At 62.4% G+C, this 22,225-nt stretch carries 17 protein-coding genes, 1 tRNA gene and 2 pseudogenes; 15 read left to right on the plus strand and 5 right to left on the minus strand.

Translation table 11 applies throughout. The features are described from left to right. Positions 1–443 precede the first annotated feature (443 nt). The 5 genes and pseudogenes from HUW10_RS04340 to HUW10_RS04365 all read left to right on the plus strand — a co-directional run. Positions 444–2,234 (plus strand): cellulose biosynthesis cyclic di-GMP-binding regulatory protein BcsB, encoded by a 1,791-nt coding sequence (locus tag HUW10_RS04340; protein ID WP_236656200.1) that lies wholly within the window; start codon positions 444–446, stop codon positions 2,232–2,234. Between the two features lie 8 nt (positions 2,235–2,242). Then, positions 2,243–3,046, plus strand: coding sequence for a hypothetical protein (locus HUW10_RS04345; RefSeq protein WP_236656202.1), 804 nt, complete (start codon positions 2,243–2,245; stop codon positions 3,044–3,046). Between the two features lie 3 nt (positions 3,047–3,049). Next, the gene (locus HUW10_RS04350; RefSeq protein ID WP_174502384.1) at positions 3,050–4,978 is read left to right on the plus strand and encodes a glycosyltransferase; all 1,929 of its coding nucleotides are present in this window, start codon (positions 3,050–3,052) and stop codon (positions 4,976–4,978) included. Beyond that, positions 4,975–6,147 carry a hypothetical protein gene (locus HUW10_RS04355; protein ID WP_236656204.1) on the plus strand — a complete coding sequence of 391 codons (1,173 nt, stop codon included), beginning with the start codon at positions 4,975–4,977 and terminating at the stop codon, positions 6,145–6,147. The genes HUW10_RS04350 and HUW10_RS04355 overlap by 4 nt, the downstream gene beginning before the upstream one ends. 295 nt (positions 6,148–6,442) lie before the next feature. Next, a pseudogene (locus HUW10_RS04365) lies at positions 6,443–6,580 on the plus strand (IS3 family transposase); the annotation flags it as partial. A gap of 70 nt (positions 6,581–6,650) precedes the next feature. On the opposite strand, the gene HUW10_RS04370 reads toward HUW10_RS04365, so the two are convergent. Together HUW10_RS04370 and HUW10_RS04375 are read right to left on the minus strand one after the other, a co-directional pair. Continuing rightward, on the minus strand, positions 6,651–7,301 hold the full coding sequence (locus tag HUW10_RS04370; RefSeq protein WP_174502385.1) for an integrase core domain-containing protein: 651 nt from the start codon (positions 7,299–7,301) through the stop codon (positions 6,651–6,653). After that, on the minus strand, positions 7,298–7,522 hold the full coding sequence (locus HUW10_RS04375; protein WP_174502386.1) for a hypothetical protein: 225 nt from the start codon (positions 7,520–7,522) through the stop codon (positions 7,298–7,300). Before HUW10_RS04375 ends, HUW10_RS04370 begins: the two co-directional genes overlap by 4 nt. 453 nt (positions 7,523–7,975) lie before the next feature. On the opposite strand from HUW10_RS04375, the gene HUW10_RS04380 reads away from it, so the two are divergent. The 10 genes and pseudogenes from HUW10_RS04380 to HUW10_RS18660 form a co-directional block, all read left to right on the plus strand. Continuing rightward, complete coding sequence (locus HUW10_RS04380; RefSeq protein WP_255540011.1) at positions 7,976–9,181, plus strand: bifunctional DNA primase/polymerase; 1,206 nt, start codon at positions 7,976–7,978, stop codon at positions 9,179–9,181. A gap of 203 nt (positions 9,182–9,384) precedes the next feature. After that, positions 9,385–10,281: a hypothetical protein gene (locus HUW10_RS04385; protein WP_174502388.1), complete on the plus strand. Its 897-nt coding sequence runs from the start codon at positions 9,385–9,387 to the stop codon at positions 10,279–10,281. Between the two features lie 304 nt (positions 10,282–10,585). Beyond that, positions 10,586–10,891, plus strand: a complete 306-nt coding sequence (locus tag HUW10_RS04390; RefSeq protein ID WP_174502389.1) for a helix-turn-helix domain-containing protein — start codon at positions 10,586–10,588, stop codon at positions 10,889–10,891. A 122-nt stretch (positions 10,892–11,013) separates the two neighbouring features. Continuing rightward, positions 11,014–12,930 (plus strand): site-specific integrase, encoded by a 1,917-nt coding sequence (locus HUW10_RS04395; protein ID WP_174502390.1) that lies wholly within the window; start codon positions 11,014–11,016, stop codon positions 12,928–12,930. Continuing rightward, on the plus strand, positions 12,927–13,799 hold the full coding sequence (locus HUW10_RS04400) for a hypothetical protein (protein WP_174502391.1): 873 nt from the start codon (positions 12,927–12,929) through the stop codon (positions 13,797–13,799). Before HUW10_RS04395 ends, HUW10_RS04400 begins: the two co-directional genes overlap by 4 nt. After that, positions 13,796–14,032, plus strand: a complete 237-nt coding sequence (locus HUW10_RS04405) for a hypothetical protein (protein WP_174502392.1) — start codon at positions 13,796–13,798, stop codon at positions 14,030–14,032. The genes HUW10_RS04400 and HUW10_RS04405 overlap by 4 nt, the downstream gene beginning before the upstream one ends. A 141-nt stretch (positions 14,033–14,173) precedes the next feature. Then, positions 14,174–14,527 carry a hypothetical protein gene (locus HUW10_RS04410; RefSeq protein ID WP_174502393.1) on the plus strand — a complete coding sequence of 118 codons (354 nt, stop codon included), beginning with the start codon at positions 14,174–14,176 and terminating at the stop codon, positions 14,525–14,527. A gap of 910 nt (positions 14,528–15,437) precedes the next feature. After that, positions 15,438–16,418 (plus strand): DUF3034 family protein, encoded by a 981-nt coding sequence (locus tag HUW10_RS04415; RefSeq protein ID WP_174502394.1) that lies wholly within the window; start codon positions 15,438–15,440, stop codon positions 16,416–16,418. A gap of 20 nt (positions 16,419–16,438) precedes the next feature. Further along, positions 16,439–16,873, plus strand: coding sequence for a group 1 truncated hemoglobin (locus HUW10_RS04420; protein ID WP_174502395.1), 435 nt, complete (start codon positions 16,439–16,441; stop codon positions 16,871–16,873). Between the two features lie 819 nt (positions 16,874–17,692). Then, positions 17,693–18,775: pseudogene (locus HUW10_RS18660) on the plus strand (recombinase family protein); the annotation flags it as partial. A 567-nt stretch (positions 18,776–19,342) separates the two neighbouring features. Here HUW10_RS18660 and HUW10_RS04440 read toward each other — a convergent pair. From HUW10_RS04440 to glpX, 3 genes are all read right to left on the minus strand, one after another. Next, positions 19,343–19,418, minus strand: a tRNA-Glu gene (locus tag HUW10_RS04440). Positions 19,419–19,454: 36 nt separating this feature from the next. After that, positions 19,455–21,239, minus strand: a complete 1,785-nt coding sequence (gene recJ / locus HUW10_RS04445; protein ID WP_174502396.1) for a single-stranded-DNA-specific exonuclease RecJ — start codon at positions 21,237–21,239, stop codon at positions 19,455–19,457. Next, on the minus strand, positions 21,224–22,210 hold the full coding sequence (gene glpX / locus HUW10_RS04450; RefSeq protein ID WP_174502397.1) for a class II fructose-bisphosphatase: 987 nt from the start codon (positions 22,208–22,210) through the stop codon (positions 21,224–21,226). Before glpX ends, recJ begins: the two co-directional genes overlap by 16 nt. Between the last annotated feature and the right edge of the window lie 15 nt (positions 22,211–22,225).

Consider the following 22,225-nt stretch of genomic DNA (forward strand, 5'->3'; position numbering starts at 1 on the left):
TTCCAGATCAAGGTTGTCAGCGCAGCCGTTCCGGCGCACTGGCGACATATTCCGAACGGTTTCTTTGGTCGCGGACCGTCGCGAAGCCGCAAACATCAGCGTTGTGGATCGGCCACCGAACCCTTTTAGCTTCAAGATGGGCGAGCGCGTACGCCGCGGTTCAGCGCGACGAGGCCGGCGGATAGCTGCGAAATCATGATTGAAGCCAGAAACGTTCAAATTTCGAGTCAACATTCTCGATCAGACTTTACTCATTTTGATAAAAAAGATATTAAATTAGACAGCTAATGTTTTGGTCTTAAAATATTGTCTTGTGGGAATAATCTGTGATCAGTTTGAGATTACGCGATGAGCGCGTGAACTGCACACAATCTCCAACCCAGTCTCCCCGCTCCATCCGGCCCAAATGCCTCTACGGTGCCATACTGGCCATGGTTGGCCTCATGCCCAATCTGGTTTGTGGTATTGCAGATGCCAACACAATACGGGATCTCGGATTTCCCCAGGGCATTACCCTGAGGAGTGACCACCTCCAAGCCAGCGTGTTCATGCCGGTCACTCAGGGGGCAATCGGGGGCGACCTGACCCTGCGTTTCATGGCTGCGAGTACACTTGGTGCCGGTGCGGCGCTGACCGTCGAGGCCAATGGCACGCCGGTGGATACCGTTCCCGCCAGCGACGCCGGTTCGCCCATCCGCATCACGATTCCGGCCTCGCTTGTGACAGGGCAATCCTCCTTTCTGCGCCTGACCTTTATCGAGACACTGCCGCCAGTCCGGCGCGGTCACTGCGGCGGCCGCTCTCCGGCAAGCACATGGATCCGCATCGCCGCAAATACCGGCTTCACGCCATCCGGCGGAAAGGCAGGCGTCGGAACCGCTTGGCGCGGACTTTCGACACCAGTGACGATCGCGCTGCCGTCACAGCCGAGCCTCGCCGACATCGATAGTGCGCTCATTCTGTCCACCGCGCTTGTCGAGCGCGGAATCACGCCGTTCGTCTCCGATCAGCCCGACGCATCGATCCGGATCGACCCATCCAAAGACCCGAAACACGATGTGGCAAACGTCGAGACCGGCACCGATGGCCAATCCCAGATCGTCGTCGGCTCGCCCGCCGCGGCGCGCGGTCTGGTGGTGGCCGATCAACTGACCGCCGGCATTCGCTCGGCAGGCGTCACGGCGACGCTGGCGAGTGCCGCCACCAAACGTCAGGGGGCCGATGCTGTCACACTCGGAGCGCTTGGCATCGCCTCGAAAACGGTGACGGTATTCGGCACCAGAACCGTGCCAATTCCTCTCGTTCCGGCGTCCCTGCCGGTCAACAGGCACGTCACTGCCGTAATTCTGGAGGGGAGAGGCGCCGCCCTTCCACCGGGCGACGCCGAGGCCGTTACCTTGCTGGTGGGCGGCAACGTCGTCTGGAGCCGAGCCTTTCGGGGCGCCGTGAGGCTTGACCATGTGCGGATCGATCTGCCCCAGCGACTTCTGTCGGCAGGGGCGCCCGTCACCTTGCAACTGAGCCGGCTTGGCCACACCGAAGTGTGCTCGCAGCCTGCAGGGGTGGACTTCACCCTCATGAACAATACCGAACTGGTTCTGGGGAATGGCCCGCGCCGGCCGACAAAGTTTAACGGGTTTTCCCCGGCGGGCGGCGGCTCGGTTCCCGTGCTGACCGACCTGCCGGCGGCGGCACTCGGCCCGACCCTGCCGCTCGTCGCGCAGTTGCTGGGCAACCATGAGGTCAATCCGATCGCCATCAATGTCATCGCCGCGAACGGACCACCGACCCGTCCGTTCCTGCTGATCGCTGACAAGCCCGGTGATGTGGTGGCACAGGCGCCGCTGCCGCAACCTCGGGCGCCGCACGCCGCCCGAAAGCTTTCGCTTCCCGGCCGGTCGGCAGCGATAGAGCTGCCGCATATTCGTAAATTGACCGTTCTTCAGCTGGTTGCGACCAAGACAGGCGTTCCGGGACTGTGGTTGACTCCCGGCCCACGATCCAGCCTGGCTCAGGCTGTGTTGCCCGGCGATGGTAACATCGCCTTCTATGATGGATCGGGACCGCCAGCGACCTTCGAGACGGCCGCATACCGGGCGGACTTCCACGGTTCTGCCGTCGCCAGCGTGGCGGGCATCGTCGCGGCCTGGCGTCGGGAGCTCTTTGCGGTCATCTGGTTGCTCATCGCTGTCGCTCTCGTCGTGATTCTCGCGCGGCGGAGACACCGTCGATGAGGAGAATAATGCCGGCATGGCGGCTGGCGGCGCTTGTCATCGCCGGCACCGCCGCAACAACATCCGCCGCCAGGGCCGGTGCCTGGCCCGAGCCCGTCGGGCACTGGATCGCGATCGAGACGTTCAGCGACTATCACGCGGCGACCCAGGGCTATGGCCAGTTCGGCCAGCCGGCCGGGCGAGGCCGCTATGTGCAATATGAGTTGTCTCCTTACATCGAATATGGGCTCACTCCACGATTGACTCTGGGTTTCCAACCCAGGGCTCAGGAAGTGATACAGTCGAATCTGCCGGGCACCCGTGGGGCCACCGGCTTCGTGCAATTCAACCTCTGGGCACGCTATGCGGTGTGGCGCGACGCATGGAACGTGATCTCGGTACAGGGGCAACTGGGCATCCCCGGCGTGCAAAGTCCGGCCTCCCCCGTTCTTGCCCAGCCAGGCGCCGAATATGAAGGCCGCGTGCTGTTTGGCCATGCCTTTCGCCTGCCCGGTGGCTGGTCCGGCTATACCGATCTCGAAGCAGGCTATCGGATGGAAGTCGATGGCTGGGCCGATCAGATCCGTGCCGACGGGACGATCGGTATTCGCCCTCGGCGAGGCTGGTTATTGCTCGCGCAAGGCTTCAACACGATCAGCGTCGGCACGGCCGCGCCCGGCGGATCGGATTACAATCTCTACCGCGTCGCGTTTTCCGTGGTGCATGACCTTACTCATCATGTCGCTGTGCAGGCAGGCCTATGGCATGACGCCGGTGGGCGAAACGTCGCTCTCGGCAATGCTGGCTTTCTTGCCGTTTGGCTGAGGTTCTGACGCATGCCCGCTTCGGGCCGGCCACCATGGCGGCCGCCTTCCGCTCGCGATCTGGCAGCACTCGACCGCCTGGTGCAAGCGGGCAGCGTCACCCCCTTGCAACGGGACGAGGCGATCCATACCGCCTATGCCTGGCGCGTCAGTCTGCCAGACGTGTTGAGCGCGATGTATCGCGTCACCAGCTTGCGATGGGCACGAGAACTATCCGCCGCATCGGGTTTGCCGCTTGTCGATCTCCGGGCCAGTCCGTGCGATCACACGCTGCTTGCCGAAGCCGAGCATGACCTTTACCTGCGTCACCTGTTTATTCCCTGGCGGCGCCAGCCGGACGGCGTTGTGGTGATCGCAACCCTGAATCCCGAGGATCCTGCGATCCGCGCCCTCATGCGCGAACGCATGCCGGGCTGTCACGTCGAGTTCGTGATCACGTCGAAATTCGATTTGATCTGGGCCGTTCAACGGATATTTGATCCAGAATTGAGCGAAGCGGCGCGCGAGGCGCTGTTCAACCGGAATCCGGAACTCTCGGCAAAAGTCACGCTTTCGGCGGGCCAGAAGACCGTCGCGGTGGGGATTGGTCTTGCGCTCCTGCTCGCCCTGGGCCTGGCCCCCCGCCTGACGCTGCTCGGCATCATGGCGACGGTTTCCGCACTGTATGCGTCCCTGTTCGCGTTCCGCGGTGTCCTCACGATCGTCGGAAGCGGGAGGCGGACCGATATATCCGTCAATGCGAGCGAACTCGCCGCACTCAAGGACGGGGATCTCCCGGTCTTCACCGTTCTTGTTCCGATGTATCGCGAGGCTGAAGTATTGCCGATCCTGGTCGATTCGATCCGACGCCTCGATTATCCGCGGGCGAAGCTCGATGTGAAACTGGTGCTCGAAGCCGGCGACACCGAGACGATCGAGGCAGCAAAGGCCCTCGGTGCTGAGGATCTTTTCGAGATCATCCGGGTTCCGGACAGCCAGCCGAAAACCAAGCCAAAGGCGTGCAACTATGCGCTTCGCTTCGCGCGCGGCGAATACACCGTGATTTTCGACGCCGAGGACAGCCCTGAACCCGACCAGCTGCGCAAGGTTGTCGCGCTGTTCAATGCCTCCGGCCCGGAGGTCGCCTGCGTTCAGGCACGGCTCAACTATTTCAACCGTGATGACAATTTCCTGACCCGGATGTTCACACTCGAGTATAGCCAATGGTTTGACTATCTGCTGCCCGGCCTGTACCGGCTGAACATACCTATCCCCCTCGGCGGAACGTCGAACCACTTCCGAACCGAGGTGCTGCACGAACTCGGCGCCTGGGATCCCTACAACGTCACCGAGGATGCCGATCTTGGCATCCGCCTCACGCAGGCTGGCTATCGGGTGGCCGTGGTCAATTCCACAACATTCGAGGAAGCAAACGGCGTCCTGCACAGCTGGATCAACCAGCGCAGCCGATGGATCAAGGGCTATATGCAGACATGGCTCGTGCATATGCGCCGGCCGGTCGAGCTTTACCGGCGGCTGGGGCCGGTCGGATTTCTCGGCTTCCATATGTTCATCGGCTTCCCCCCGATGACCGCGCTGATCAATCCGTTGCTCTGGATCATGTTTCTCGTCTCGGTCATCGTTGGGCGATCGGCCGTGGCCGGCTTCTTCCCGGGGCCCGTTCTGGTGCTTGCGCTGTTCGATCTGATGGTGGGCAACGCGATGTACGTGTATTTCAATATCGTCGCTGTCGCGAAGCGTCGCTGGTACGGGTTGGTTCCATGGGGACTGCTTGCCCCTGTCTATTGGGTATTGCACTCCGTGGCGGCCTACAAGGCACTCCTGCAACTCGTCACCAACCCTCATTATTGGGAAAAGACAACCCACGGAACGTCCTCGCGCACCCAGGAAACCATTGCCAGCCTCAAGGCGGGTTCCGCCACGGGAAATGAGGCACAGTGAGTAGCGGCGCAAACCACATCCAGGTCCGCGCTTCCGGCCCCCTGGTCACGCGTGCGTGGCGAGTGGCGCTGGTCGTCGGCGGGGCGTCGTTCTTGTTGTTCGCCGCGGCCGCTCACAAGCTCCTGCTGGCCGGCGCGATCGAGCCCGCCCTGCGCGAGTCCTGGAATCACGCCAACTCGCAGATGTTGCTGTCCGGGCAATGGCCGATGTTTGTGATGATCAATCTTCTGCACCTGATACCGGGATGCGGCCCATCCTCGATGGTCGTCATCACAATAACGGCCACCGCTCTGGCGCAGGGGCTTCTGGCGCGTGATCTCATACAACGCGGTTGGTCACCAGGTTTGGCGGCATCGGGTATTCTTGTCACCAGCGCGAACCCGGTGATCGTCATCATCGCGACCAGCGGAGCACCAATGATCTTTTACACGATCGTGGTGGGACTCCTGATTCTGGCGATCGATCGCGTCGAAGCGATCGCCGATACGCGGGCACTTATACTGCTCGGAGTTGGCGTCGCCGCAATGTTCGTCCTCTGGCCAAATGCGATCTACTGGGTAGCGCCCACATTAATCGTGCTGCCCCTCGCCTTTCGCGAAATGAACAGCATTTCCGCCGCGGTCGCGCTATTCACCATTGCACTTCTGCCAGGCTTCATTGTCGTATCGTCAATGATATTAAGCGGTGCAATGTTCGGGCGCCCGCCCGCCGAAGCGATCGCTGTATGGAACGCGATCCTGCACGGGGCGGCTCCACAGGAAGTCCTTCACAGCGCCTGGTTGGCCTCTTTTGGCGGCCAGTTCACGGCAGCGTTCGTTGCGCTGGCGCTGATGTGCGCAACTATCGCGCCAAGAAGCTGGCTGATCATCTGGCGCCTCGGGCTCAACCGGCGGGAGCAAACCCAGCCGGCCACGGCCCTTGCGGCCCTATTGCTGCCGCCGATTTCAGGCGCCCTGGCGACATATTTCTGGCACCTCGACGCACCAATCGTCGTCGTTGCCTGCAGCCTGGCTGCGGTCGCCAGCTGGACCGCCACAGCGAGCCTGCGGCACGGCGAGCGAGCGGCCTGGGTATTGCTGTCGCTGGCCGGAACATCCTTCGGATGGGCGGCGCCACTTTTGTGGCAGGACTCCGGACTTGCACACTTGCGCCACATATTGCTGACATAAGGGGACATTGATCGTGTGTTGATGATCGTCTGCTGATATCGGCTGAGAGGTATTTGGGTGGAGCGGCTCACGGCATCGGATGTGAACTGCCTCGGGTTTGCCAGCAACTGCAATTTAGATTGCTGCCTTGGGGCTTTGGTTGGTGCCGGAAGCGAGCACTGAAGTCTTTCCCGAGAGATCGTGCAGACCCGCATTGTTCATCTGCTCAGGAATTCGATGGATTCCGTGTCCTAACAAGGACCGAAAGACAGTTGCAACCGCGCTCAAGGACATCTACCGGGCCGTGGATGCCAGGGCCGTCGATTTCGCAACGCTCGAATGGGTCGAATGGTTTAACCACAGGCGCCTTCTCGAGCCGATCGGCAACATCCCGCCAGCCGAAGCCGAACAACGATATTTCGCCACACTCGAACAGTTGAAGATCGCCGCCTAATTTAACCCAAATGGCCTCCGGCAAACCCGGGGCGGTTCAAGCTGATCCGTTCTGATCTCCTAAAGGGCTATCAAGCTACCTGCTGTTGTTGCGGCTGTGGAGATGTGGGCAACGCGGCAGCGTTGTCCAAGCTTCTCCGCAGGAGAAGCGTCATATCCACGGCCGTCGGCGGCAGAACGCCGACCATTGCTTCGCGCCACACCGCCATCGGCGCGCGGTTGTCCAACGCCATGTGAGGACGTTGGTGGTTGTAGAAGTCAAACCACTGGCCCAGGCCGGCGCGCAGTTCCGCGCCGTCGGCGTAGCCCTTGATATACAGGTCTTCGTATTTCAGCGATCGCCAGAGCCGCTCGATGAACACGTTGTCCATCCAGCGCCCCTTGCGGTCCATCGAGATCCGGTGCCCCGCCGACGGCTTGCTGGTCCGCGGCTTCGGCCCGAGCGCCGCAATCCCCATCAGCCGCATCAGACGTTGCACTCGCTTGCGGTTGACCCGCACCCCCTCGGCCGCGAGCACCGCCATCAGCCGGCGCGAGCCCAGAAACGGCCAGCGCAAAAACAGCTCGTCGATCCGCCGCATCACGTCCAGATCATTGTCGTTCGCCGCACGACGCCGCCGGTACACCCCGGATCGCGCCAGCCCCAGCAGCACGCACTGCCGGCGGATCGACAGCACAGCATGATCGCGATCGAGCTTCGCTCGCCGGTCCGGCACGCTCATCTTCCGGACCTCTTGGCTAAAAAATCGTTCTCGATCGTCAGTTGGCCGATTTTCGCATGTAGCCTCTCGATCTCCCGCTGCCCGGCGGCCTCCGCATCCTGCCCGATCTTCGGATCAAACGCCCGCGCCGCCTGCTCCTGCAGCTGCTTCTTCCAAGCATAAATCTGGTTCGGATGAACCTGATACAGCGCCGCCTCAATCTTCCGTCTCGTCTTGCTCATGTTCCGCTCCGTCTATCATGACAAAACGGCCAATTTCCAACTTAGCCCCCGGTCCCATCGCCCGGGTCCACTTCAGCAGCCATGCCTCATCATAACCGCCATCGCTCTTCGTGCCGTTCAAAGGCACTCGATCGAGCCGTCGAGCCGACCCGGCATCAGCAACGCTGTCGATCTGAAACAGGGAGCCGTATCGCGAGTTCATAGGATACGCGGTTCAGCGAGAGCGAAGGTGAACGAATGCACGACGCCTCGGCGCTGGCGCGGATGCACCCTGGACAGCGCGCTCCCGGATGCTGCCGGATTACACAGCAACACGCCTGCATTGTCGTGCATGGATTTCATGCAGTGAGTCTGCCGTATCCATCCGCGCCTGATCAAGGGGTCGATCAACGACTGTTGCCGCGGCGACCGACGTCTGCACGTTCCTCGAGCCTCGCAAAACGAGGTGCATCAATGTCAGTCAATGTCGCAGCAACCGCCCCGCTTCCTCGCCGGAGAGTTCGCTCGAGTACCACAGCCAAGAATTCCTCAACCAAGCCCTGCCCGTTCGCCACTGCCGCACGGGCGTTGACCGAGGCGGGCATGGTGGTGATCCCGTGCGGAAAAGCAGACGGCAAGGCGCCGCTCGTCAAATGGGCCGGCCTGGACCAGCCGCTCGCCCCCGAGAAATTGAGAGGCTGGTTGAGATACCCGCGCTTCGCCACCGCCAATATCGGCATCGCCACCGGCCCGTCTGGCCTGACCGTCATCGATTGCGATACGCCGAGCGCTCTCGATCGCGTGATCGAGCGATTCGGCCCTACCCCAGTCATCGTGGCGACGCCTCGTGGCGGGTATCACCTATATTATAAGGCGAATGGGGAGCGCAGCGGCCCGATCCGGGAAGACGGGCTGGCCATCGATGTGAAGGCGCAGGGCGGCTTCGTCGTCGCCCCCCCGAGCGTCCGCCGGACCGGCGAATTCGCCGGAAAATCATACGCGTTCGTCGCTGGAAACTGGGCTGATCTGTCGTCGTTGCCGCATTTGCTGGACGGCGCGCTCGACCGGAAGTTCTATCGCAGCGCCGTCGGCAGCTCCGACGCCGATGCACCTGCCGGCCGCGCGCCCGCGGAAACCGGCAAGGATGTTGGCCGGCGCAACAAGACGTTGTTCGACCATCTCCGGCGTGTCGCGCGTGACGTTGGGAGCCGCACGGAACTCATGGAGGCTGCCGAGGTATTCAATGCCAGATTCGATCCGCCGCTCGCAGCGACCGAGGTCTATCGGACGACGGAGTCCGTCTGGAACTATCGCGAGCAAGGCCGCCTTTTCGCCCCGGGGCAATCCTCGGTCGTGATCCCGGCCGCTATCTTCGATCGCCTGGCGAAAGCCGACAACGGCGCGGACGCGTTCCTGCTACTCGGATGCCTGATCCGCAACCACGGCGCCGGCCACGACGGCGATCTGAGTTTCGTCATTGTTCCGACCGCAATGATGCGCGAAAACGTTGTGCAAGGATGGGCAAGGACGCGCTATCGCAACGCGATCAGGACGCTGCTCTCGGAGAATCTGATCACCATGGCGCACCGAGGCGGCAAGCGTCGCGGCGATCCCCACCGCTATGAATTTGCCAAGGTGCTGGGACCGGCCAAATGCGGCAACCGTGAAGAGCCGGCATAGCGTCTTGGCGCGTGCGACACTGCGCTGCGTCATGCAGCGCGGTGCGCTGACAGCGAAACAACGCCTCACCGAGGAAAGTCATGAAAGCGGCGGCATCCACGGAACGGTCTTTCCCAAGAACTCAATATAACCAAACATCTGTAAAGGGGGTATGGTGCGCGCCGCGCGTTTGAAATTTCGAAGTGGAGATGGTGGGGCCGGTAATGTCTGCGCTTGGAATTGCGGAAATTGTGCTCATCGACGAGGCCGATCTGCGTGAGGCTTTGGTCGATGCTATGCGCAAAGACGCCACGGGCAGTTCGGCCGAACCGTCTCTCGCGGCCTGCGCAGCGCAGGTGCACGCTGCAGCGTCGGCGCAGGTGAAGCGACTCGCAACGGCCCGGGTCAGCGACATGGACGCAGTGGAGCGCACACTCGATTCGGTGGCGCGGCACGCGCAGGAGATTATCAAGGGCCTGGAGCCTGAACTCACCTTCGCCGACGCCGCCGCCCTAGTACCGCGGGTTACCGATGTGACTCTGCCGCTGACCAGCCCCGTCTCGGCAATCGAGAGCGCGGCACGGGCTGCCGGATTTGATCCGCCCGATGACGCTGTGAGGCATGCACTCAGAGAAGTCGCGAATCTTCAACTATGGGCAGCGGCCGGCGCGGATGCATTCCGCACCGGACGTCGCACGCGGGAACGAGCGGGAAGGCCGAATCTGGGCGCGCAAGCACATCAGGATCCGGTGGCCCGCGCGATTGGCCGCGCGATCTCGGAGGTGCTTCCGCCGCAGCCGCGGACCGGTGCCTCAATGAACAGGAGCCCGGCTACCCACGTCCATGTCGGGCGCGATCTGGGCTTCGCGATAATCGACGCCTACCGGACCCTGACGGGTCGTCCCGCCAGCATCTCGCGGACACCGCACACAAAGGCGAGCGCCGGCGGCTCTGTCAGCGGGCCACTTGCGAGATTTGTTCTGACCATGTTCGCCAGGATCCGCACGCGCATGGAACGCGAACCCAGCCTAGCTCGGTTCGCAGTGACACCGGCCTTCAATCCGACCGGCGAGACTGTCGCCAATTGGGCACGCGTCTACAAACGGAGCCTGTGGCCGTAGAAACTTGCGGCGACTGAACAACGAGGAACATGGGCTCGGCACATCGCTGAATGATGTAGATACCATGTGTGCGCGGCGACCGGGTTAGACCAGCGTGCGCGCATGGACAGAGCGCCGATCCCGCACCGCCCGAACGCATCCCGCTCATCGCCACTCGCCGATGAGCCGGGTCGGACAATCGTCGGTCGGGCACTTAGGACGCTGATTGCCGCCCTGGCGCAGCAAGCCGCCAGAGACGCGTTCCGCGCGAGCACGATGCCCGGCGCCGCGCTCGAAGGTGGCGCGAACGCCGGGACCGATGTCCATGTTGGATGACCCGACAACGCCCGGCGGGCCGGCAACAAACTTTCCCGAAAATGCCGAAAGCCACGGCGCGGCGCCGAATGCGGATCAACAACTCGTTGTGTCGTCGGCGGCTCCGCTTGCGTCAGTGCGCTTGCTGTCCGTCCGCGATGTCTCTGACATCTTCGGCCGGACCGACCGGACGGTGCGGAACTGGATCCGGGCCGGGCTCCTGCAGCCCCGGAGGGTCGGGCGCTCTGTTTTCTTCCTCGAATCCGATATCGCGAAGTTACTGTACGGAGAATCGTCGGATGCGCCGGACAATTAATAGTAAATACAAGTGTTTATCCGTGCATCGAAAAGCCATTATCTAAGTAATTGCGGTGATTAGTTTGATATTGTATTTACAAATTTCCGATTTATTCCTATCTTTTCCACATGGAGGGTAAAATGGACTTCGATGAACATGAAAATACTTCATTCAGGGCCGTTCAGGCAACTTGCATCGGGTTGGAGGCGCCTGTCACCGCCGCTGAGGCGATGCGGCTGGTGGAGACATGGACGGATCTCAGCGAGACCCGGCGGCGCGACCTGCGCTCGGCGATCTCGGGCACAGTAAAGATGTGCGGGCTGCCTGCCACGAGCGTGATCATGACGCCGGCCTTTCTCTCACCGCGGGTCGTCGCCAAGCCGCCGGCCGGCTACGGGCTCAGCGACCAGCGCCATTCGGCTGTGCTGTCCGGGTTGCGCTTCGTCCTGCGACGCCTTGGCGTTCAGGCGCCGCACCGCGTCACGCTGCCACCGGAATGGCAGGCGCTGCGCGATCAGCTCGGGCATTTCGAGCAGACGGCGCTTGCCGCCTGGTTCCGCTTCGCCACGGTCGAGGGGGTCGCGCCGTCCAATGTAGTGGCTTCAACGATCGACGTGTTTGAAAGTTGGGTGCGCGAGCGCACGCTATGCGAGGATCCCAAAGCTGCCGCGCGGCGTACGGCGGATGCATGGAACCGCGCGGTTGCCGCCACACCGGGCTGGCCGCAGGTCCGCCTCGAACGGCGGCCGACGCGAGACCAGTATACGTTGCCGCTCGACGCGTTCCCGCCGTCTCTTGGCGAGGACGTAAAAGCCTGGACCCGCCGCGCCGAGCAGGCCGACGAGGACGAAATTTTCCCTGATGATGTCGCCGAGCGTTCGCGCGGTGGTTCTGGGCGTGTAATGCGTGCCGCCAGGCCGCGGACGATCGAGACACGGGTCTTTCAGATCCAGCAGGCCGCCGGCGCTCTGGTGCGCTCCGGAGTCGCACCCTCCGAGATCCGGACACTCGCGGACCTTGTGGTGCCGAAGGAGCATCCGAAGGCCATCCTCTCCTTCATGCGCGAGCGAGGCCGTGAACGCCGGTCGAGCAATGCTGGCGGTGTCGGCGAGGTTTTGCGGCAGCTTGCTAAATTCTGGGTGTGCCTCCCGGACGAAGACGTCCGGCGCATTGCTTACTGGGCGACACAGGTCGCACCGAAACGCTCGCGGTCGATGACCCTGTCCAACCGCGAGCGCCTGCGTGACCTGATTGAACCGCGGCCCTTCGCCAAGCTTCTCCACCTGCCCGCCCGGCTGGAGAAGATGGCTCGTGACCCGGACTTGTCGGCACGTCGCAGGGCGGTCGCCATGCAGCGGGCGATACTCGTGGAGACAGCGACGATCTGCCCGTTCCGGATCTCGAACCTGGCAAGGCTACGGCTCGATACGCATCTGCACCGCTCTGACCCGTCGAGCCGCTTCTACACGCATATAGCGATGGATCACGACGAGGTGAAAAACAGCGAGCCATACCTCTGGCCGATCCCCCGCGAGACCGCGCTCATGCTCGACCGGTGGATCACGAAATTCCGCCCCACGCTAGCCGAACCGGGAAACCCGTACGTCTTCGTGGGCGAGGCCGATGACGGGTCGATGTCGATCAACGGGCTGCGGACGACATTTATGACGGCGATCGAGGAACATGTCGGCGTCACGGTGAATCCGCACCTGATGCGGCACTTCGCGGCGTGGCTGTACCTGCAGGAGAACCCTGGTGATTACGAAACGGTCCGCCGCGCCCTGAACCACAAGGATATAAAGACCACGATATCGTTCTATTGTGGTTTAGAGACCGACGCGGCTGTCCGCCGCTTCGACGACGTTGTCCTCAAGAAGCGGAAAGCAACAAAGCGCCTCGCGGCAGCGGCCTTCCGGAAGAAACGGTCGCCGCGTCAAGCGAATTCCGTCCATCAGACCCCAAAACCGCCATCGAAACCGCCCAGGCAGGCTAACCTTGCCGCGTTTTCATCCGGAGAAACATTGCTGAACTCGGCCAATGCTGAGGCGGCAGAATGAGTATTTTCTCCGAAATCCCACGCGACGATCCACGGCGTCGCGTTCTCCGCCGATGCGAATGGCCGGCGATCGACGAGCGCTTGTTCGCTCACGGCTGCACGCCGGCCTATGTCTTCGACGAAGACGCGCGGCTAGGTGCTGAGTGGGCGGAGCCGACACTGAAAAAGGTCGTGGGCTCCTACGGTCGCTGGCTCGGCTTCCTCGCCGAAACCGGCGAACTCGATCCCGATATCCACCCGGCGGACCGGGTCATCGCGCCGCGCGTACGCGGATACCTCGCCCTGCTGCGGGAAGTTGGGCTGAGCGACTTTTCCATCGTAGGGCTGTTCGCGGACTTGCGCACGGCACTCCGGGTCATGGCGCCCGAGCGCGACTTTGCGTGGCTCACCAATCCGTGCGGCGCATCGCTCCGCTCGCGTCTGCCGATGAAGCGGCGGGACTTCGAGGTACCTACGAGCCTCATTTTATATGAGTGGGGCGTTGAACTGATGCTTGGCGCGCTCGACCTGCGAGGAGATGTCCGTCGCCGCGTCCAGTACCGTGACGGCTTGCTGATCGCGATCTTCGCCGCACGCGCGCGCCGCCACCGTGCCATGGCCGGGCTCCGCCTCGGCCGCGAGGTCATCCGCCACGGCGACGCGTACCGGGGGTCATCCTCCCGCCCGACCTCGTCAAGGGCGGCAAGAAGCGAAACAAATGGGACGAGTTCTCGCTTCCTGCCGCACTCACCGCCTACGTCGACCGCTATCTCGAGATCGAGCGCCAGGAACTGCTCGCCGGCGAGATACACAACGCGTTCTGGGTCAACTGGGACGGGGCGCCGCTCGGCTACCGCGGCATCGACAAGCGCATCCGCTGGCTGTCAGTGAAAAAATTCGGGTTCGCCTTCGGCCCGCATCGGTTCCGGTATTCCGCGGCGACCAGTGCGGCGATCGATGCGGCTTCGTTGCCCGGCCTCGGCGCCGCGATGCTCAACATCACCGGCGAGGTCGCTGAACGGCACTACAACCGGGCGAAGCAGGTTGACGCTGCGGAAAAATATCATGCGACGGTGGCCAAACTCCGCCGGACACTTCGGCCAGAGTGGTCAGAAATCGAATAATTCATTGATTTAAAACATTATTTTGTTGAAAATACATCGTATTTTTGGTATATTTTAAAAGCAGATCACTCCTCACAATCCATTCCCGATGCCCCTGCGGTCGAGCTTCGATCGTGGAGCGGATCGGTCTGCCCGGCCGGCATGAACGACAAGCCGGCGTCACGGGAAGGGATGATTTTTGGAAAACCCAACATGACAACCACAAACCTCATCGAGGCACTGCACGCGGACACGCGCGCGAAACTCGCAGTCCTGCACACGCTCCGGGACCTCCACGAAGCGGTGGCGGTGCTGACCGAAACGATCAACCTGACGCGCACAGCGCCGGACGATCGGTCCCATGCCGCCTTGGGTGAAGATCCTGAACGGCGTCTCGCCTGCGATCTGCTGATGCTCGAGACCGCGCGCGCGGATCTCGTGACACGCCTCGATACGCATGGCCGCGCCCTCGAGGCCGGCTTGTTCGGCCTCCATCAGGCGACCGACAAAATCTGACCAGAACCCCACCTCGCACTCCGCGGGGTGGGGTTTTGGCGTTTCTGTGCCGGAAAGAACCATGTGAATAAGAATTGTGATGTGGCTTTCGCAACTGCAGATGCCCCCTGACACCGCGATGTGCAACGCACTCGGAAAGTCGCACAGGGGCCGGGAGCGGGATGGCGGGTTGCGGGTCACGCACAGAGGAAAGCCGATTTTCAGGCCAGGACCGGCATTGGCCCGAGTCGACCCTTCTGCGACATCAGATCCAGATTTGATTGCACCCGAAAGCGGACATCGCTCGAATGTGCCGGCGGGCCGGGTTCGCTGTAGCGACAAACGACATGCTCGCCGGGGCCTGGTAGGTGCGGCCAGAGACGGATTTCGAGTAACGCGACCGCAGGAGCTTCGCTAGTGAACGTGCAGCCGGAATAAGGTGAACAGTGCAAGCCCGATCAGGCTTGTCGCTCCCATCAGTAGCACGATGATGGTTTCCGAACGGTTCTCAGAGTTCGTTTTCCGCGGATGGGCTGGCGGCATCGTATGTCTCCTGTCCAGGCGCTTTTGCGAGTTGCTGATATAGGGAGAGACTGGCGCTGATCCAGATTCTCGCTTTGTGCCCGGTGCAGGCTGAGCTGGTCAGGCATTGGTGGGATGTTTCTTCTGTCGTTGAGCCATTCGCCTTGCCGGATTTATGCCTCCCACCCAGAGCAACGCAGACTTTCATCAGACCGGCAAAGCGCAGCTCCTCAAATAAAAATCAAAAAATTATTCGCCTCCTGTATCCGATCGACGGTTTTAGCCGTTCTTTAGCATGAGACAGAAGACGCAACCCGCGACGCCGGGTGTAAAAGTTCTATGAAGGAAGAGACCAATGGAAGGCAACGAAGCGGATCGTGACAGGCGGGCGCGCCGAGGTGGCGCCGTTATGGTAAAATTGGCCATTGGGGTCGCGCTGTCGTGCGGGATTGTCACGTCGGCTCATGCCCAGAACGCGTTGTTTGCACCGGGTCGGCTGGCGGCGACCGGCGGCATCACGGACATCGATGGCTCGGCCGGCGGTGGCATCAACCCCTGGGCCGTGATTGCCGGCTACGGAACGGATGACCAGATCGGCGGAACTGTCGCCTATACCCATGTGGGCCTGGCGAATTACGGACTTAACGATTTCGCCGCGGCGATCGGGTTGTATGACCGGGTTGAGCTCTCTTACGCCCACCAGCAGTTCAACCTGGGCAGTACTGGCGCGGCACTCGACGGTGCAATTGCCGGGTTCTTCAACGCGCCGGTTTCGGCCCTGCCGCCGCAATTGCAGTTCGGCAACAACTATTCGTTCAAGCAGGACGTGTTCGGCGTGAAAGTGAGGCTGCTTGGCAATATCGTCTATGACCAGAACACGCTGGTGCCTGAGGTTTCGGTCGGGTTTCACTACCGGCACAACGAGAACGGCGGCACGATCCGCGCGATCGGCGCGCGTCCGAACGGCATGGATTTCTATGTCGCTGCGAGCAAGTTGTTCATCGACGGCCTGTTCGGCCGCTACACCTTCGTCGATTTCACCCTCGATGTGACCGACGCGAACCAGGATGGCCTGCTGGGCTTTGGCGGGCTCGCGCGTGACGGCAGCTATCAGCGGAACTACTCGGTCGAACCCGCCGTCTCTGTGGCCCAGTTCATTACCCGCCGGATTGCCGTGGGCTACGAGTTCCGTGCGATGCCGCAGAACCAGCTGGTCGGCTACAATGCCCTCGGCAATGCGGTGAGCAAGACCGACCCGTGGCAGGACGTGTTCGCCGCCTTCTTCATCAACAAGCATTTGTCGCTGACTGCGGCTTACACGCATCTGGGCCGCATCGCCTCGGTGCCGCACCAGAACGGCTTCTATATCTCGCTCACCGGCAGCTTCTGAACGCGAAAGGTCACTCAGTCATGAAAGCTCGTCTTGAAAGCACCATCGCCATCTTGGGGTTCGTCGCAGGCATGGCGCTCGCAACCCCCGCGGCGCGCGCATCGACCTCCTACTACCAGCAATTCGGCGGCGAAAGCGGCATGCACTCGCTGGTGAACGACTTCGTCAATCGCGTCACCTCGGACACGCGGATCGATTTCTATTTCGCGCATACGAATATACCGGCGCTAAAGGCCGCGCTGACGACGCAGTTCTGCATGCTCGAGGGCGGAGGCTGCAAGTTCGACATGAGCATGAAGAGCGTGCACCAGGGCCTGAACATCACCCAAGCGGCCTTCAACGCGCTAGCCAATGACCTGAATATCACGATGGACAAACATGATATTCCGGTCGCCGCCCAGAACAACCTGCTGGCCAAGCTTGCGGCGATGGAGTCGCAGGTCGTGACGAAATAGCTGGAGACAGCCGACCGCAGGATTAACCCACGCGCGCTCTTCACCAATCGTTGTCCAGAGGCGGCAACAAAAAAGACGCCGCAGGCACATCGCGGCACGGGTGAGAGTACGAGGCGGATGATTTGTGAGGTTGTACGACGCCTTGATTGGAACAACAAAACTAGGAGCGTGACAGCACAACACCGGTATCCAAGTGCACTTGCTCAAAAGCGGTCATTCCGCTGTCCAACCAAGCCGGTCGACCCGTTACACGTCCACGAGTGTCGGCTTCGGAGCATGTCCTCAGCAATGCCGGGCGCCCGGAACGGGCGCAGAGCGGACAGGGCACATAACCCCGTGCTTTGTTACGAGCGTGTCCTCACGGTCGCCGCGCAAGCGAGAAAATCGACACATCGGCACATGGCAAACCGTCCGTGTATGCGCTTTGCACATATCAAGGCGTAATAGCTCCGCTTCCAGAGAAATCGCGGTCGCCGCGCAAGCGAAAATTCGAGCGAATAGAAAAATTTTTCGAGATTCAAAGGGGCAAGTTTCAGCGGACGCGGCGACCGATGCCTGATGAATGGGGTGTCTCATTTTTTTGGAGACACCTCGGATGGCACCAGATAATGCCAACCAACCTACCCTTCAGGCTCCCACAGACCCACGCAGGGTACCGCCCGTCGCAAATAGCAGCACCAAGCGCCGCGGATCACGCACGAAGGTATTGCCGCCACTCCAGATGGAAATGCCGGAGGCACTTGTCGTAACCGACGCCGAAGTCGATCTGGTGCTCGGCACGCTCGGTGCTACCATCGCGAGGATCTTGAGGGACGACGCATGAACTCGATCACATCCCCCCGGCCGCAGCACACACGCCACGTAAAAGCGCCGACCAGCGGAATCGATGGGCCCGGCCGTGTGGCTATCTACGCACGGGTCTCGACCGGCAAGCAGGCCGAGCAGGACCTCTCAATTCCTGATCAGATCGCCCAGGCAGAATCCTGGGCGGCTCAGAAAGGAGCGGGTGTCATTGCCCGTTTCATCGAGCCTGGCGCATCCGCCACCGATGACCGCCGGCCCGAGTTCCAGCGGATGATCGACGCCGCCACCGGCCCTGATCGGCCCTTCGACACCGTGCTGGTGCATTCGATGTCGCGCTTCTTTCGCGATCAGTATCTCTGCGAGATGTATCTCCGCAAACTCGCGAGGGCGGGCGTTGCGGTGGTCTCGATCACCCAAAACTTCGCGGACGACCCAACCGGCCAGTTGATTCGCAAGGTGGTCGGGATCTTCGACGAATATCAGAGTGCCGAGAACGCCAAGCATACGACCCGTGCCATGAAGGAGAACGCCCGACAGGGGTTCTGGAACGGATCAAAGCCACCCTTCGGCTATCGCGCCGAGGCCGCCGGACAACGGGGGGCGAAAATCAAAAAGCGCTTGGTAATCGACGATGCCGAGGCAGCCACGGTTCGGCGCATTTTTGGAATGGCGCTCGGGCGGGAGGGGCCGCTGATGGGCGTCAAGGCCATCGTCAGCCGACTGAACGGTGAAGGTGTCTCGTTCCGCGGCAAGCAATTCCAGATCTCCAACGTGCACCGGCTTCTCACCCGGCGCACCTATCTCGGCGAGCATGCGTTCAACCTGCGGAACGCAAAAACAGGCCAGCCAAAACCAGAGAGCGAGTGGGTGGTCACCTCGATTCCGCCGATCATCGATCGCGTGGACTTCGATCGCGTCCAGCAGACGCTCGATGCCCGGAACCCGAAAAAGAACCCGCCTCAGGCAATCTGCGGCCCGACATTGCTGACCGGGCTCATCCGCTGCGCGCATTGCGGCAGCGGGATGACGATCCGCACCGGCAAGAGCGGGCGGTATCGCTACTATGTCTGCGCCGGCCGCGCCCAGAAGGGTGAATCAAAGTGTCGGGGCCGCTCGATTGCCATGGAGGCGCTCGACGGCATGATCCTCGACGCCTTGTCTGACCGCCTGTTCACGCCCGACCGCCTGCGCGTCATTCTGGAGACCTACATCTCCCGAAGTGCTGAGGCCGACAGCGAACGCCAGCGTCGGCTTTGCCTCGCGAAGAAGCGTCAGACGGAAATCTCGGGAAAGATCAACAGGCTGCTGGACCTCGTAGCCAACGGTCTGATGGAACCCGAGGACTCCTCGCTCGCAGAAAAACTGTGGGCGTTGAAGGCAGAGCGGGCAACCGTCGAGCAGGACATCAACCTGCTCGCCAGTTCAGCCTCGGATTCAGGTGCCTTGATCACCGATGCGAAAATCGAACGCTTCGCTCGGGCCATGCGACAAGCGATGCACAACGACGATCCAACGTTCCGGAAAGCTTATTTGCGGATGTTCGTCAGCGAAATCGTGGTTGCAATCGATACAGTGACCGTAAACGGTCCGCATTCAACCTTGGTGACAGCCGTCGGGCGAGACCTTTGGCCCGGTAAGATTGATGGTGCCCAGATCCATCGCGAGTGGCGTCCCGTAGGGGATTCGAACCCCTGTTATCGCCGTGAGAGGGCGACGTCCTAGGCCTCTAGACGAACGGGACCGCGTGGTCGTGGGGTAGCGGAGTGGCGGGGGCAGGTCAAGCGGGGGATGCGTCGATCAGGATCAGACTTACCGTCGTGCGGCCATTCCATTGCTCTGCGCGAATGTGACCGGCGAGATTCAGTGGTTCCCCGCCCGGGCGGCTTAGCGCCGCCGCAAGGTCGCTGATGCCCGCACGAAACAGAATTGTCTTGAGCCGCCCGCCTGTCTCACCCTCGACAATGGCCCGGATCGTCTTTTCGTTACGCCCGATCCTGTCGGAGCGGACGATGCGGGCGCGAGGGACGACAAAGACCGGCTCCTCATTGCCGGCGCCAAACGGCCCCACCCGGCCGATCGCAGCCGCAAGTGTCTCGTCGATTCCGGTAACCGCGGCGGTGCCCTCGATCGGCAGATCCGGAGCGTCGGGCAGCATTGCTGCCGCTGCCAATCGTTCGACCAGGAAATCACGTAACGCGTCGATACGCCCCGCCTCGAGTGTGAATCCCGCGGCCATTGCATGGCCGCCCCCTTTGATCAGCAACCCCGCGTCACGCGCGGCAATGATCGCGCCGCCGAGATCGATCCCGGATACCGACCGGCCGGACCCGACCGCCCTGCCCTCCGCGATTCCCGCGACCAGGGCCGGGCGGTTGAACGCCTCCTTGATCCGGCCGGCGATGATACCCACGACGCCCGGATGCCATTGGTCGCCGGCAACCAGTGCTACAGCGGCGCCGGCAGCGAATTGCGCTTCCGCCTGAGCCATCGCCTGATCAAGCAAACCAGCCTCGACCGCCTGGCGTTCGCGGTTGATCTCGTCAAGGCGGCGGGCCAGCACGGCGGCGGTCGCCGGTTCGGGGGCAAGCAGTGTCCGCAGGCCCAGATCGGCTTCATCGATGCGGCCGGCGGCATTGATGCGGGGGCCGATCGCAAAGCCGCAGGTCATCGTGCCCGGCGCCTCCTTCACCTGGGCAACATCGAGCAGCGCGGCAATGCCCGGCCGTTCCCGCCGCGCCATCACCTTTAGCCCCTGCGCCACCAGCGCGCGGTTGAGGCCTGTGAGCGGCATCACGTCGCAGACGGTTGCAAGAGCAACCAGGTCGAGCATGGAAATGAGGTCGATTTCACGCCGTGCGGCAAAAAAGCCGCGCCGGCGGAGTTCGCGCTGCACAGCGACGAGGGCGAGGAAGCTGATCGTCGCCGCACAAACGTTTCCAAGACCGGAGAGATCGTCAGGCCGGTTCGGGTTTACCGTTGCCACGATGGCCGGCGGCGCCCCCTCGCTCTTGTGGTGGTCGAGCACGATGGCGTCAGCCCGGCCGTTCAGGGCCGCAAGGGCATCATGTGCCGCCGTCCCGCAATCGACGCAGACTACCAATTCCGCCCCCTGCGCTGCCAGAGCCAGCAAGGCCGGCGCATTCGGCCCGTAACCCTCGCGTTGCCGGTCGGGCACATAGTTGATGGTCCGGGCGCCAAGCCCCCCGAGCCCGGACGCCATAAGTGCGCCCGAGCAGGCCCCATCGACATCGTAGTCGCCGAAGATCGCAATGGTTGCGCCACGCTGCACTGAGTCAGCGATACGCGAAGCGGCGACATCCATGTCGGTCAAAGCCGAAGGATCCGGCAGATAGGCGCGCAAGGTCGGGCCGAGAAAATCGGCGGCGCGATCAGGCATCACGCCACGCCCGGCGAGCAGGCGTCCGATCACGTCTGGAACGCCGCAGCGCTGGGCGATCGCCTGCGCAATGCGATCTTCGGCAGAACGCCAGAGCCAGCGCCGGCCAGACAGGCTGCGCTCGACCCCAAAGGCCGGCGGGATCTCGCTCAGACGTGCGCCCACGGCTTTGTCTGGAAGTTGTGATGCGCCTCGATGTAGCGGACCGTGCCGGATTTCGAACGCATCACGATCGAGTGCGTCACCGCGCCTGTGGCGTAGCGGCGCACGCCGCGCAGCATCTGGCCCGTCGTCACGCCGGTTGCCGCGAACATCACGCTGCCGGATGCCATCTCATGCACCTGATAGAGGCGGGAAGGATCGGTGATGCCCATGCCCATCGCCCGTTCGATCTGGGCATTGTCCTCGAACATGAGGCGTCCCTGCATCTGCCCTCCCGTGCAGCGCAGCGCCGCCGCCGCAAGAACCCCCTCGGGGGCGCCGCCGGAGCCGACATACAGATCGATCCCTGTTTCGGGCTGGGCCACCGCGATCACGCCAGAGACGTCACCATCGCCGATCAGGGTAATGCGGGCACCGGCCTGGCGGCAGCGGGCGATCAGCTCGGCATGGCGCTCGCGCTCCAGCGTGCAGACCATGAGGTCGGAAATGTCGCAGTTCTTGGCGCGGGCGAGGTTGCGGAGATTTTCCTCGACCGGCGCATCCAGCGTTACAACCCCCTCCGGCAGTCCCGGGCCCACGGCGATCTTGTCCATATATATGTCGGGTGCATGCAGGAATTTACCTCGCTCGGCCAAAGCGATCACCGCGATCGCGTTCGGCGCCCCCTTGGCGGCGATCGTCGTACCCTCCAGCGGGTCAACGGCAATGTCCATTTCCGGCCCGCCGGCGCCGACGCGTTCACCGATATAGAGCATCGGCGCCTCGTCCATCTCGCCCTCGCCGATCACCACCAGACCAGCGATCGCGACGGCGTTGAAGGCCTGGCGCATCGCACCGACGGCAGCCCCGTCCGCACTGTTCTTGTCGCCCCGTCCAATCCAGCTCGATGCGGCAAGCGCGGCGGCTTCGGTCACGCGAACGAGTTCGAGGGCAAGGTTACGGTCCGACTGGTCCGGGGTCTTGGCGTTGTCCATCTACGCGATCTCCTT

The sequence above is a fragment of the Acidiphilium sp. C61 genome (assembly GCF_905116885.1).
Taxonomy (GTDB): Bacteria; Pseudomonadota; Alphaproteobacteria; order Acetobacterales; family Acetobacteraceae; genus Acidiphilium.

Bases quoted from the DNA above. Each gene is read 5' to 3' on its own strand.
- HUW10_RS04400 (WP_174502391.1), top strand. From the start codon at position 12,927: ATGAGTATTTTCTCCGAAATCCCACGCGACGATCCACGGCGTCGCGTT.
- HUW10_RS04350 (WP_174502384.1), top strand. From the start codon at position 3,050: ATGCCCGCTTCGGGCCGGCCACCATGGCGGCCGCCTTCCGCTCGCGAT.
- HUW10_RS04385 (WP_174502388.1), top strand. From the start codon at position 9,385: ATGTCTGCGCTTGGAATTGCGGAAATTGTGCTCATCGACGAGGCCGAT.
- HUW10_RS04395 (WP_174502390.1), top strand. From the start codon at position 11,014: ATGGACTTCGATGAACATGAAAATACTTCATTCAGGGCCGTTCAGGCA.
- glpX (WP_174502397.1), bottom strand. From the start codon at position 22,210: ATGGACAACGCCAAGACCCCGGACCAGTCGGACCGTAACCTTGCCCTC.
- HUW10_RS04380 (WP_255540011.1), top strand. From the start codon at position 7,976: ATGTCAGTCAATGTCGCAGCAACCGCCCCGCTTCCTCGCCGGAGAGTT.
- HUW10_RS04345 (WP_236656202.1), top strand. From the start codon at position 2,243: ATGCCGGCATGGCGGCTGGCGGCGCTTGTCATCGCCGGCACCGCCGCA.
- HUW10_RS04420 (WP_174502395.1), top strand. From the start codon at position 16,439: ATGAAAGCTCGTCTTGAAAGCACCATCGCCATCTTGGGGTTCGTCGCA.
- HUW10_RS04370 (WP_174502385.1), bottom strand. From the start codon at position 7,301: ATGAGCGTGCCGGACCGGCGAGCGAAGCTCGATCGCGATCATGCTGTG.
- HUW10_RS04340 (WP_236656200.1), top strand. From the start codon at position 444: ATGCCCAATCTGGTTTGTGGTATTGCAGATGCCAACACAATACGGGAT.
- HUW10_RS04410 (WP_174502393.1), top strand. From the start codon at position 14,174: ATGAACGACAAGCCGGCGTCACGGGAAGGGATGATTTTTGGAAAACCC.
- HUW10_RS04415 (WP_174502394.1), top strand. From the start codon at position 15,438: ATGGTAAAATTGGCCATTGGGGTCGCGCTGTCGTGCGGGATTGTCACG.
- HUW10_RS04375 (WP_174502386.1), bottom strand. From the start codon at position 7,522: ATGAGCAAGACGAGACGGAAGATTGAGGCGGCGCTGTATCAGGTTCAT.
- HUW10_RS04390 (WP_174502389.1), top strand. From the start codon at position 10,586: ATGTTGGATGACCCGACAACGCCCGGCGGGCCGGCAACAAACTTTCCC.